This is a genomic window from Bacillus sp. SIMBA_008 (assembly GCF_046535495.1).
GTDB classification, from domain to species: Bacteria; Bacillota; Bacilli; order Bacillales; family Bacillaceae; genus Bacillus; species Bacillus subtilis.
Map to the genome: position 1 here is coordinate 1 of NZ_JAWRWL010000357.1, position 277 is coordinate 277.

Below are 277 nucleotides of genomic sequence, written 5' to 3' on the forward strand. Positions count from 1 at the left end.
GACTACGCTGCTGGCCCGCTACCAGCTGCTGCCCGAAGCGCAGCGCGTGCCCGAGTTCGACGCCGCCTTCGGCCGCACGCCGGCCGAGCTGAAGCTGGCGCTGGACGCGCTTTACGCGGGCACCACCCTGGGCACCGAAAGCGAGCGCCTGTCGCGCTTCGCCGATGCCCGCGAGGCCCGCGACATGGCGGCCGATCCGCTGCTGGCGCTGGCCGCCAGGCTGGTCCCGGCGCAGCTGCGGCTGGAGGCCGAGCGCAAGGCGCGCGACGGCGAGCAG

At 75.5% G+C, this 277-nt stretch carries 1 protein-coding gene; it reads left to right on the top strand.

The annotated features are described in order from the left end of the window. Positions 1-277: S46 family peptidase (locus SB658_RS23580; RefSeq protein WP_410602724.1), on the top strand; the 277-nt coding region annotated here is incomplete at both ends.